The organism is Bacillus sp. BP-3 (genome assembly GCF_028401955.1).
Classification (GTDB): Bacteria; Bacillota; Bacilli; order Bacillales; family Bacillaceae_G; genus Bacillus_A.
The window spans coordinates 16,160-27,915 of sequence record NZ_JAQOTJ010000022.1 but is presented as its reverse complement, the minus strand read 5'-3'; the positions used below and the strand labels follow the sequence as shown (position 1 = coordinate 27,915).

14 protein-coding genes are annotated in these 11,756 nt (G+C 35.2%); 10 read left to right on the top strand and 4 right to left on the bottom strand.

Features of this window, described 5'->3' with window-relative positions:
- Positions 1-64 precede the first annotated feature (64 nt).
- The gene (locus tag PLX19_RS22820; protein ID WP_429754681.1) at positions 65-871 is read left to right on the top strand and encodes a Cof-type HAD-IIB family hydrolase; all 807 of its coding nucleotides are present in this window, start codon (positions 65-67) and stop codon (positions 869-871) included.
- 80 nt (positions 872-951) lie between these two features.
- On the opposite strand, the gene PLX19_RS22815 is transcribed toward PLX19_RS22820, so the two are convergent.
- Entirely contained in the window at positions 952-1,818 is an 867-nt protein-coding gene (locus PLX19_RS22815) for a DUF1002 domain-containing protein (RefSeq protein ID WP_272191138.1), read from the bottom strand.
- A 339-nt stretch (positions 1,819-2,157) separates the two neighbouring features.
- On the opposite strand from PLX19_RS22815, the gene PLX19_RS22810 reads away from it, so the two are divergent.
- Together PLX19_RS22810 and PLX19_RS22805 are read left to right on the top strand one after the other, a co-directional pair.
- Positions 2,158-2,595: a peptidylprolyl isomerase gene (locus PLX19_RS22810; protein WP_272191137.1), complete on the top strand. Its 438-nt coding sequence runs from the start codon at positions 2,158-2,160 to the stop codon at positions 2,593-2,595.
- A gap of 442 nt (positions 2,596-3,037) precedes the next feature.
- Complete coding sequence (locus tag PLX19_RS22805; protein ID WP_272191136.1) at positions 3,038-3,403, top strand: GNAT family N-acetyltransferase; 366 nt, start codon at positions 3,038-3,040, stop codon at positions 3,401-3,403.
- A gap of 17 nt (positions 3,404-3,420) precedes the next feature.
- On the opposite strand, the gene PLX19_RS22800 is transcribed toward PLX19_RS22805, so the two are convergent.
- On the bottom strand, positions 3,421-3,939 hold the full coding sequence (locus tag PLX19_RS22800; protein WP_272191135.1) for a DUF309 domain-containing protein: 519 nt from the start codon (positions 3,937-3,939) through the stop codon (positions 3,421-3,423).
- Positions 3,940-4,065: 126 nt separating this feature from the next.
- Entirely contained in the window at positions 4,066-4,161 is a 96-nt protein-coding gene (locus PLX19_RS22795; RefSeq protein ID WP_098914571.1) for a YjcZ family sporulation protein, read from the bottom strand.
- A 169-nt stretch (positions 4,162-4,330) separates the two neighbouring features.
- Between PLX19_RS22795 and PLX19_RS22790 the strand changes: the two genes are divergently transcribed.
- The 6 genes from PLX19_RS22790 to phnF all read left to right on the top strand — a co-directional run bounded on the left by PLX19_RS22790 (position 4,331) and on the right by phnF (position 9,721).
- Positions 4,331-5,062 carry a segregation/condensation protein A gene (locus tag PLX19_RS22790; RefSeq protein WP_272191134.1) on the top strand — a complete coding sequence of 244 codons (732 nt, stop codon included), beginning with the start codon at positions 4,331-4,333 and terminating at the stop codon, positions 5,060-5,062.
- 88 nt (positions 5,063-5,150) lie between these two features.
- Positions 5,151-5,723: an SMC-Scp complex subunit ScpB gene (scpB, locus tag PLX19_RS22785; RefSeq protein WP_272191182.1), complete on the top strand. Its 573-nt coding sequence runs from the start codon at positions 5,151-5,153 to the stop codon at positions 5,721-5,723.
- Between the two features lie 79 nt (positions 5,724-5,802).
- Positions 5,803-6,705, top strand: coding sequence for a ComEC/Rec2 family competence protein (locus tag PLX19_RS22780; protein ID WP_272191133.1), 903 nt, complete (start codon positions 5,803-5,805; stop codon positions 6,703-6,705).
- A gap of 423 nt (positions 6,706-7,128) precedes the next feature.
- Complete coding sequence (gene nagA / locus PLX19_RS22775) at positions 7,129-8,271, top strand: N-acetylglucosamine-6-phosphate deacetylase (RefSeq protein WP_272191180.1); 1,143 nt, start codon at positions 7,129-7,131, stop codon at positions 8,269-8,271.
- Positions 8,272-9,060, top strand: coding sequence for a glucosamine-6-phosphate deaminase (locus tag PLX19_RS22770; RefSeq protein ID WP_272191132.1), 789 nt, complete (start codon positions 8,272-8,274; stop codon positions 9,058-9,060).
- The gene (gene phnF / locus PLX19_RS22765; protein ID WP_334313781.1) at positions 8,990-9,721 is read left to right on the top strand and encodes a phosphonate metabolism transcriptional regulator PhnF; all 732 of its coding nucleotides are present in this window, start codon (positions 8,990-8,992) and stop codon (positions 9,719-9,721) included. The genes PLX19_RS22770 and phnF overlap by 71 nt, the downstream gene beginning before the upstream one ends.
- A 29-nt stretch (positions 9,722-9,750) precedes the next feature.
- On the opposite strand, the gene PLX19_RS22760 is transcribed toward phnF, so the two are convergent.
- Positions 9,751-10,566 carry an HAD family hydrolase gene (locus tag PLX19_RS22760; protein WP_272191130.1) on the bottom strand — a complete coding sequence of 272 codons (816 nt, stop codon included), beginning with the start codon at positions 10,564-10,566 and terminating at the stop codon, positions 9,751-9,753.
- Positions 10,567-10,729: 163 nt separating this feature from the next.
- Here PLX19_RS22760 and glcT point away from each other — a divergent pair, with 163 nt between their 5' ends.
- On the top strand, positions 10,730-11,578 hold the full coding sequence (glcT, locus tag PLX19_RS22755) for a glucose PTS transporter transcription antiterminator GlcT (RefSeq protein WP_272191129.1): 849 nt from the start codon (positions 10,730-10,732) through the stop codon (positions 11,576-11,578).
- Positions 11,579-11,756 lie beyond the last annotated feature (178 nt).

The window sequence follows — 11,756 nt, the reverse complement described above, 5'->3', positions numbered from 1 at the left end:
GTTATAAATTTATCTGTTATTAACAAAAGCATAACATTTCTTTTGTACACTAGAAGTAAATATGATGTATGGAAGGGGAGATTACATGATTAAGTTATTTGTTAGCGATTTGGATGACACACTCGTTTATAATGTGAATCGGATTCATCGTGACGATGAAAAAGCATTATGCTGGTTAGCAGAGAAAGGCACAAATATTTGTTTTGCTTCTGGTCGTTTTACCCACCGTATTCACGCTGTTGTGAAACAATTCGCTTTCCCTTATTATACAACAGGATTAAATGGCGCCGTTTTATTTACGAAAGAAGGAGAAATGTTAAACGAATCAACGTTTGATGGAGAGGTTGCCCGGGAAATATATAAATATATACATGAAAAAAAGTTGGCGGATATTGTATGTGCGAAAGAGCATCGATATACAAAAAAGAAAAATGAACATCATCGTATGTTTGAGGAATACATTCAAGGAGAAATTACAGAAATAGAGACATTAGAGGAAGAGTTCGGACAAACTATTCATCCAGCAAAATTATTTGTTTATGGGGAAGAAGAGAAAATTACAATGTTAGATCAAGAGTTGCGAAAACAGTTTCAAGGCGAGGCGGAAGTCGTAATTTCAGGGAAAAAATACGTGGATATTATGCCAATTGGGATTAGTAAAGGAAGTGCACTGCAGCTTCTAATGGAACATTTACAAGTTGAAGCGCATGAAGTAGCGTGTATTGGGGATTCTTTTAATGATGTTTCCATGTTTTCAGTAACACCGCATTCTTTTACACTGCATCATGCTCATCCATATGTGAAAGAAAAAGCGAGTTATGTTGTTCGTTCAGTAGAAGAAGCGATTATGAAATTACCATTGTTAGCATAAAGTGAAACTTTTATCAGTGGGGGCTTACTGCCCACGAATAGCGGGATAAGAAAAAAGCTCGTTATTAACGAGCTTTTTTCTTACTTGAATAATGATTTTATAAAGTCTATAAAGCTAGAGAATACACCTTTTAACTTGTCTAAAAAGCCTTGACCTTCTTCAGAACCAAGAAACGCTGAAACGTGTTCTTTTGCTTTATTTAATTGGTTACTAACTTGATTCCAATCAATATTTAAGTTTTTCATTTTGTCAAAGAGCGCTACTAAATTATCAAGTTGTTCATCAGTTAATGTAATGCCAAGCTGATCTGCAATCTTTTTAATGAGTGAGCGTAAATCTTCTGTTGTTTTTGGTTGTTCTTTTGCGATTTCTTCTTTAACTTTTGCAACAAGTTGTACAGCTTTGTCATTTCCGATTTGGTCACCGAGTTTTGCAGTTTGAACCATTTCTTCATTAGCGACTTTTTTCACTTCTTCTGGAATTTCTTTTTTCGATGTTGTCTCGTAAGCTTTCATTAAGCCTGTCAAAGCGGCAGTTCCTGATACTTTAAATGGTGCTGTAATGTAAATATTCGCATCTTTTACACCCGCTGTAATTAATGCGTTTGTATACATTGCATCTGTTACCCAATTAATATTATGCGCTTGTACAACAAGACCAGATCCTTTTTTTGTATACGTAATCATAGAAGAAGAAATTGCTTTCGTACCAATTTGAGCGTTTGGTACAACTCCATCTAAATATTTATGTTCCTCCGCATTTGATACCTTAATAATTTGCGCATCTTTTGGCGCTTTCATTTCTTGGAGAAGCTGTTGTTTTTGCTGTTCTGTTAAATTTTCTCCTAATGTAACAATAGACTCTCCCTCAATCACGTCTGCATATGAAGCTGTTGGAACTAAAAAGACCATAACAGCTAATAGCAGTGCTAACAATTTCGTTTTCACGAAAAATCGCTCCCTTTCTCTTTCTGAAATTTTCGGGTAACAAAGTAATTATAGTATATTTTTTGTATTTGTCATCCGCCTTAAGAATGATTCTTAAAAGAAACAGTAGGATTGTCGGATTTTCTCCTACTATTCGTGTGCAATAGAGCGTTGCTGGCTAAGGTTTTAATTAATTAGAAGGTATTGGCGTTGAAATAGAGAAGTATATGTTTAGCATATTATTCATTTGAAAGAAAGAGAAGCATATTAAATTTAACACGGTTTTCACAATAATATTTTTGTTTATTTCAGTGATTGTGGTAATATAAGGCTGAGATTGTTGAAAGGAGCTTATTATACATGAAAACTTTAGGATACATATTAATGGAGAACGGTGAAAAAATCGAATTAGAATTTTTCGCAGAAGAAGCACCAAAAACAGTAGAAAATTTTAGAAAGTTAGCTAATGAAGGCTTTTATAATGGAGTTACTTTCCACAGAGTAATTCCTGGTTTTGTAAGTCAAGGTGGCGATCCAACAGGAACAGGAGCAGGCGGTCCTGGCTACTCTATTCCTTGTGAAACAGATGGAAATCCTCACAAACATAAAGTAGGGGCACTTTCTATGGCGCATGCTGGAAGAAATACTGGAGGAAGCCAGTTCTTTGTTGTACATGAACCACAACCACATTTAGACGGCGTTCATACTGTATTTGGTCAAGTAACAAGTGGTATTGAAACAGTGTTAAATATGCGTCAAGGCGATGTTATGAAAGAAGTTAAAGTTTGGGAAGAGTAAAATGTTAAGAGGGGGCAAAAGGCTCTCTCTTTTTTATTTTAAAGAGAATGTGTGTATTTTTTGTGCCATTTACATTTTTCGATATATAAGTTGCTACTATGCAGAAGTGTGATTGTCACTTGCTTTCTTCTTTTGTTTTAAACATTGCAAGTGGCAGAAACAGGTTCTGACTGTTTCTATCCATGGCCAGACGCTTTCGCTCACCTAAAAAAAGAGTTTTTTATATGATTTTTTTATTCACATAGGTTCGAACAGTACAATGCTATTAGCATAATGTAAACAGAATATCAACATTTGACTTCCTCTTTCCGTCTTTGTATGATTATAAAGTTGTTTTAGGCAAGCCTTCTCAGTGTGTTAGAAATGTTGTAAAATAGACATGATATGAACATGCTGATTAAGGGGATATGATTTGTAACTTTTGTAAGAAGGGATAAATTTCATGTTAATTCGTTTTAAAAAAAGTTATGAAAAAATTGCAATGGGACTTCTTTCTTTTATGCCAATGGAAAAAGATATAAAGCGATTGCAAGCGACGATGAAGGATTATGAACAAAATGATGATTGGCAGCTTTACTTATGGAAAGAAGATGAAGCGATTGTTGGAATTATTGGGACGGTAAAACAAGCAGAGGGCGTATTAGAAATTCAGCATATTAGTGTGAATCCTTCACATCGTCATGCTGGAATTGGAACAAAAATGGTACAAGAATTACAAATAATGATGTCGAATATTACGGTATACGGAAATGAACAAACATCTAGTTTTTGTGAGAAATGCAAAGAAATTGAGCAGAACGTGTATTAATAAAAGCAGAGATAACATTATCTCTGCTTTTTCTTTTTTAATTGCATATTTCGCTCGCTAATCACATCTTCACGATTGCGGCGGGAGTGTTTATGAATAATGTCCTCACTTGGCGTGAAAGAAGTGTCTTTCCAAGGCAGTCCTTTCGTTTTGCATAATTGTATACATATGTTTTCTAAATTCGAATCAGCAAAAGGAAGGAATAATGTTGTATAAGACTCATGATTTTGTATGATGTGCAATCGCTCTTTAAGAAGCAATAGCAGTTTTGAATAGTTTAAACCTAATGCCTCTACATGCAGCTTTTCGTTTTGTAAAATGAATAGCGCACTTTTCATCATTTTTTGTGCACCGTTCCAATTACAGCGCCTATGGTGATATAAAGCAACGGCAATTTGGATAAGTCCCACCCAATGTTGTTCTCGCTCTCCACGTGGTTTTGTTTTCCAATGTTCTTCTAAGACTTCGTGACATTCAAAGTAATCATAATCACTATGAAAATGAATTAAAAACTGTATGTATGCTTTGTGATACATGCTTTTCACTCCTATTCTAAGCAGCGTTTTATCTAGTGTAGCATAAAGTGAAACTTCCATCGCCCCACACTAATAGCGGGATAAAATATAAAGCGACTAGAGAGTGCTCTAGTCGCTTTATGTCAGTTAGCAAAAACAAGCTGCACCGACAATAATTAATAAAATAAACAACACAACCAGTAAAGCGAATCCGCCGTGGAAACCTCCAGTAACATGACCCATAGTTTGTGACCTCCTACAATGTACTCATTACACTGTCATCATATGAATGGGATGGGCATTGTGGCCTAGGTATACGTCTATTTTTAATTAATTTTTTGAAAAAGGTTGGATAGTCCATAAGTATACACTATACTTATGGTGTTACAGAAAAAATGTGGTGGGATGATTTGTGCAATATAATTTTAAAGTTGAGGCATTTGAAGGCCCTTTAGATTTACTATTACATTTAATTAATCGTTATGAAATTGATATTTATAACATTCCTGTAGCGGAAATTACAGAACAATATTTATCATATATCCATACGATGAAAGAATTACAGCTTGATGTTGCAAGTGAATATTTAGTTATGGCAGCGACGCTATTACAAATTAAAAGTAAAATGTTGCTTCCAAAGTATGAAGAGGATGTAGAGGATAGCAGCGAAGAGTTTATGGAAGATCCTCGGCAAGAGTTAATGGAACGCTTAATTGAGTATAAGAAATATAAGCAAGTTGCTACTCAATTAAAGGAGAAAGAACAAGAACGAGCGCAGTTATATACCCGGCCTCCTCTTGATTATATGATGTTTCAAAAAGAAGAGGCGGAAAGGCTGCCGATTGACGTTACATTATATGATATGTTAGCAGCGTTTCAAAAGCTCGTGCGCCGAAAGAAAATACAGCGGCCAGTAACAGCTACAGTTACTAGGCAGGAAATTCCCATTGAACAAAGAATGGACGATGTTTTAAAACAATTGGACCTTGCAGGCGGTCGCCAAAGTTTCTATGATTTATTTGTAGATGATAATCGAGATATGGTCGTTGTTACATTTTTAGCAATTTTGGAACTCATGAAACATCAGAAAATTGTTATTGAGCAAGAGCGTAATTTTGATGAAATCTTTTTAAAGAAACAATAGCTGTAATCTTTGACCGAACGCAATATATTGATGTTCGGTCTTTATGATGTATATGGAGACAAAGAATGTGAGAAAGGAGCTTTTAGCGTTGGATAGACAAGAACAAAAGGCAGTTATAGAGGGGCTGCTATTTGTAGCAGGAGATGAAGGAATCTACCCGGAACAAATTGCAAAAGTATTAGAGGTAGAAGTGAAAGCGGTAATAAAGCTTGTAGAAGAACTGCAAGAAGAATATGAACAAATGCACCGAGGTTTGCAAATTGTTCAATTTGCAAAAGTGTATCGCTTTACGACGAAAAAAGAGCATGCCCCGTATTATCAAAAATTGATGGATGCACCAACAGCTGCATCTTTATCGCAAGCAGCGTTAGAAACATTAGCGATTATCGCCTATCGTCAGCCAATTACAAGAACAGAAATTGAAGAGATACGCGGTGTGAAAACAGATCGAGCACTCCAAACGCTTGTATCTCATTTATTAATTAAAGAAGTAGGGCGTGCAGAAGGACCGGGACGTCCTATTTTATACGGCACAACAAAAGAGTTCTTAGATACATTTGCATTACAAACAGTAGATGAACTCCCACCTTTATCAGAAGACGGAGAGGGAATGAATGAAGCGGATTTATTCTTTGGTTCTCTACAAGAAATTTCGAAGTGAAAGCTTGGCATTTTGCCGAGCTTTTTTTTGTATATGAAATCTAAGCTGCGTCATACTAAATAGAAAAAGGAGACGGTGTATGAAAGATATGCGTATCGCTCTATTTCTATTTGCGGTAGTATTATGTATAACTTTAAATTGTGCATCCCCTACACGTCAGTATACTTCTATACATACGGCTTCCTCCTTTTCAAGTCAGCGTACACATTTAGGTAAGATGACAGTAAGTTTTTTAAGAGTCGGACAAGGAGATGCAACAATTATTTCTTTACCGAACGGGAAAACAATTTTAATTGATGGTGGACCGTATGAAGCGGGGGAGCCTATTATTGATAAATTAATGAGAAAAGGAATCAAACGTCTAGATGTTGTTATCGGTACACATCCTGACATGGATCATATCGGAGGGTTAATTCCAATTATTGAACAAATGCCAGTTGCTCTTGTGTTAGATAGCGGGAAATTATATAGTTCATTTACATATCATACGTATATCAGAAGTATTAAAAAAAGAGGAGTTCCATTTTTACGTGTAAAAGAAGGACAGTATATTCCCCTGGATCCCCATATTGCTATTCAAGTATTAAATGATGGTAAAGCAAAACGAGAAAATAATGAGTCATCTATCGTATTGAAAATTCGTTATGGTAAGGCTGATTTTTTATTTATGGGGGACGCTGATACACATACTGAGGAAGAAATTGTAAGAGAATATGATGTTCATGCAGATGTATTAAAAGTTGGCCATCACGGTTCATATACATCAACGAGTGAACAGTTTATAACGGCTGTTGCACCGCAATTTGCTATTATTTCATACGACAAAAAAAATTCGTACGGTCACCCGCATCGAAGTGTGATGAAACGTTTAAATCGGCATGGCGTCACTGTACATACTACTATAAAAAGTGATGTTGAAATTGAAACAGATGGTGAGAGTATTTCCATTCAGCATCAGTTACCTTTACCTCTGTTAAAATAATATAAGTATAATGCAGTGACGTTCTGCAATTTTTCTTGATATCCATGTAATAAAGTGCCTAAGTTATGTACTATACTATGTATTTTTCCGAGTGTAGTTGCTTTCTTTATTTCGTTGTATGAGGTGCCGTCTGTTACAAGTTTTTTATAAAGCACTTTTAACAGACGGTATATGCTGTTAAAACACTTCTGTAATTTAAATTTAGTTACAAAAATAATAAATAAAGTAATGAACGACTTTTTCATCAAGTGTGAATCTATCCTTTTAAATAAGTTATAATTATATAAGAAAAATAAATTATCTTTTTCTTATGCTACAAATTCGTCTTTAATGTATAGACAACTACTCGTGTATATATTATGATGGAAATAGAGAAATGGGTAATAATACAAGTAGGGATTACATGAGAAAGGATCGATGAAAATGAAAACGCAAGTCGTCATCAATGCCAAAATTTATACAGGCCGTGAAGTGTTAGAAAGAGGTTTTATTCGTTACACCGATCAAATTCAAGAACTGGGGTTGATGGCTCAATATGTATCACAAGAAAATGAAACGATTCATGATATAAAAGGGAATATTGTGATTCCAGGCATGATTGATGTTCATATTCACGGTGGATATGATATTGATGTAATGGATGCAAATAGCGACGGATTAGTAGCTCTCGGTAAACAGATGTTACAAGAAGGGGTTACAACTTTCTTTCCAACAACAATGACACAGTCTCCTGAAGCGATTGAATCGGCGTTGAATGCTGCAAAAGAAGCAAAGGAAAAAGGTGCACATTTCGAATATATTCATTTAGAAGGCCCTTATGTTTCAAAAAAGCGTGCAGGTGCACAACCGTTAGAATACATTGTCCCTGCAAATATTGAGCAATTTAAACAATGGCAAAAAGCAAGTGGGAATTTAATTAAACTCGTAACATATGCTCCTGAAGAAGAAGGTGCGCGTGCGTTTGAACAATACCTTGCAGAAGCTGGTGTTATCGGTACGATGGGACATACAGATGCAACGAATGAACAATTAACTGGTAGAAACATTACACATGCAACACATCTTTACAATCAAATGCGCGGTTTGCATCACCGTGAACCAGGTGTAGTTGGTTATGTGTTGTTAAATCCAGATGTAATGGTCGAAGTGATTACAGATGGCATTCACATTCATCCGGATATGGTGAAATTAGCCTATAAATTAAAAGGACCGAAAAAAATGAGTGTCATTACAGATGCGATGCGTGCAAAAGGTTTAGAAGATGGATTATATGAACTTGGCGGGCAACCGGTTATCGTAAAAGATGGTAGTGCACGATTAAAAGATGGCACATTAGCAGGTAGTATTTTGAAAATGGATGCAGCATTGCGCAACGTAATAGCGTTTACTGGATGCTCTGTTGAAGAAGCTGTTCTTATGACATCGGTTAACCAAGCGGAGGAATTTGGTTTAGTAAATAAGGGAGCATTAGAAACAGGAAAAGATGCGGATTTTGTTATTATGTCTGAAGAATTATATGTACAAGATACAGTTCGATTAGGAATTCATATGAAAGAGGGGAAATAAATGAATATCGTTGTTGTGAAAACTCTAGAAGAATTAGCAGAAGCAGGTTATAAAGCAATTGAAAAAATTGTAAAATTAAAAGAGAATCCAGTGTTAGGAATGGCTACAGGAAGCTCTCCATTAGGAGTTTATGCATTAATGAGAAAAAATAAACTTGATACAAGCCGTGTAACCACTGTAAACTTAGATGAGTACGTAAATTTATCATATGAAGACAAAAACAGCTATCATTATTTTATGCAAGAACAGTTGTTTAATCATCTTCCGTTTAAAGAAACTTATGTACCAAATGGAATGGCAGACGATCTACAAGAGGAATGTAAGCGTTATGAAAGTATTATTGATGCCAATCCAGTTGATTTACAAATTCTTGGAATCGGTGAAAACGGTCACATCGGATTTAATGAGCCTGGAACATCATTTGATTCTGTAACTAACATTGTGAAATTAACAGAATCTACCCGTCAAGCAAACCGTCGTTTCTTTGAAAAAGAAGAAGGTGTGCCAACACATGCTATTACAATGGGAATTGGTAGCATTATGAAAGCGAAGCAAATTTTACTTGTCGCTTCTGGAATGAAAAAAGCAGAAGCAGTTAAGGAAATGCTACAAGGGGAAGTAAGTGAAGTGTGTCCGGCTACAGTTTTACAACGTCATCCGAATGTAACCGTAATCGTAGATCAAGAAGCTCTATCTTTATGCAGTGAGGCGATTGCTGATGAACATCGACAAGTATTCACCATTTCCGATCTATTATCAGATTCAGGAGTGGGTGAAGCAACTAATTGAATCCGGTGAATGGAAGCCGGGATATAAAATTCCATCTGAAAATGAATTATGTGATAAGTTTGAAGTAAGTCGAATGACAATCAGACAGGCGATAAATAACTTAGTCGAACAAGGTTATTTATATCGAAAGCGTGGAATTGGCACTTTTGTACAACTTCCGAAGGTTGAACAAAAGTTGCAAGGCATGACAGGCTTTACAGAGGATATGCTCTCTCGTGGAATGAAACCAAGTAGTGCGTTATTAAGCTTTCGCCTTGTTCCAGCTACTGCTAAAATAGCAGATAGGCTTAGAATTCAAGAGGGAGAATCGGTTTACGAAGTAAGGCGTATCCGCTTAGCTGATGAAGAACCAATTGCGTTTGAGACAACGTATTTGTCACCATCTCTTGTGAAAGATATTAATGAAGAAATATTGCAGCAATCATTGTATGAGCACTTAGAAAAAAGACTAGGCTTTAAACTAGTTCGTGCTACGCAATCTATTGAAGCGTCTATTGCAACAGACGAAGAGGCAGAACATCTTCATATTCCGAAGAAAGCACCAGTGCTTGTAATGAGACAATGGTCATATGCAGAAGATGAGTTGCCGCTGGAATATGTGAAATGTATTTACAGAGGGGATCGTTATAAATTTATTACGAATATTTCACGCAATAAGTAAACGTGATGAAATAAAAATACGACTCAACCTTATAAGGAGGGAGTCGTATTTTTATGTTCTTCATTATAACGAAGGACATATTCAATTGCATCTTTGACAGAAGGAGCAATATGTGATGCATGCTGCTTAACTTCATCGTCTGCACCAGCCATTGCAAAGCTATGAGGTGTTAAAGCAAACATAGGAATATCATTATATGAATCACCAATGCAAGCTATTTCATTAGGTCCGATATTAAATTCGTTTAATAAAACAGAAATAGCAGAACCTTTGCTAATGTTAGGGGGCATTACATCTAAACATTGCTCGGCAGAAATAAAAGTACTTACTTTTTCTTTAAAGTTTTCCTCAATTTGTTTTTGAAGAATAATTAAATCTTCTTTTGTACCACCGACTGAAATTTTATTTGGGAAAATTACTGTATCAATTTTTTCGAGCAAGTTTGGTTCTTCAACGGAAGTCATTTTGACCTGCTTTTCGAGTTCATAAATAAATGGTGTTTTTTCCTCGATGTAATAATTATATTCATCACTTACATAACGAAAGAAAGGGTCTTTATTTGTTATAGACAATAATTCGGGTAAAATAGTAGAATCAAATGTTGCAGATAATAGTTGTTTATTTTCGTGTGTATATACAAATACTCCATTCACACTAATCCGATGAAAGTTGATATCAACTTTATTCATTAAATCGGCAATCTCATTATCAAGTCTTCCAGAGGCGAAACAAAGAACTATATTTTGGTCAGCAAGGCTACGGAGTGCATTTACATCTTGAGTATCAATTACACCTCCGTGTTGCATCATTGTGCCATCAATATCGCTTATAAACATTTTAATCATACTATTGCTCCTTTCGATTAGACGTATGCTATTACATTATACGCATCCCGTCCATTCATGTCTAAAAAATGACATTTCTAAAATGGCAGATGTTTGACATTGACGAAAAATAAGATTGTTCTGTAACATGAAAGTGACATTTTACGCGCGAGGGTGGTGTTGTATGGGGAATTGTCTCGAAATTAAAAAAGTTTTAAATAATAATGTTATTATTGCTGCTCATCCAGAACATGAAGAAGTTGTTGTTATTGGAAAGGGAATTGGATTTGGAAAAAAAGCAAAAGAGATGTTGCAAGTAGAACAAATTGAGAAAATGTTTGTGTTAACAAACGAACGTGAGCGCGAACAATACAAACTGCTTGTTCCGCATGTGAGCGAGAAATTGATTGAATTAATGAACGATCTTATGTTTTATATTCAAGATCGAGTAGAAACACCATTAAATGAGCATATTCATATTGCTTTAACAGATCATATTGCTTTTGCAATAAAGCGATTAAAGCAAGGATTTACAGTTGATAATCCATTTTTAGTGGAAACAAAAGTGTTATATCCAACAGAATATAAAATTGCAGAAGAAGTTGTAGAATTAATTAATTCCCGCTTAAATATTCATCTTCCTGAAGGAGAGATTGGATTTATTGCACTGCATATTTATAGCTCTGTGACAAACTCTGAATTATCTTCTGTTAATCAAAATTCTAAATTAATTGCCCACCTTGTTTCTTTAATTGAAACAAACTTACAAATCGAGTTAGATAAAGAGAGCATTCATTATTTACGTCTCGTTCGTCATCTACAATATGCAATTGAACGGGTAAAGAATGGTGAGAAAGTGGAAGAATCACAAAGTTTTGCAGATCTTTTAAAAGCTGAATTTCCAGAGTGTTATAATTTGGCTTGGAAACTTGTAAAAGTCATGCAAAAACAATTACAACTGCCTGTATATGATGCGGAAACGATTTATTTAACAATGCATTTACAGCGATTAATGAAGGTTGAACAAGCTTAAATATTGTCGAAAATGTAAACGTTAAAAAAAGTTGTTGAATCGCTTACAATTGTTATGTATAATCAACAGTACAAAGTTCTACTAAATTCGACAAATGAATAACAGTACACAAAGAAAACGTTTGCTTAAATTTGTGAACTTATTATGTATACCTATTTTTGACACGTGTTACTGATTC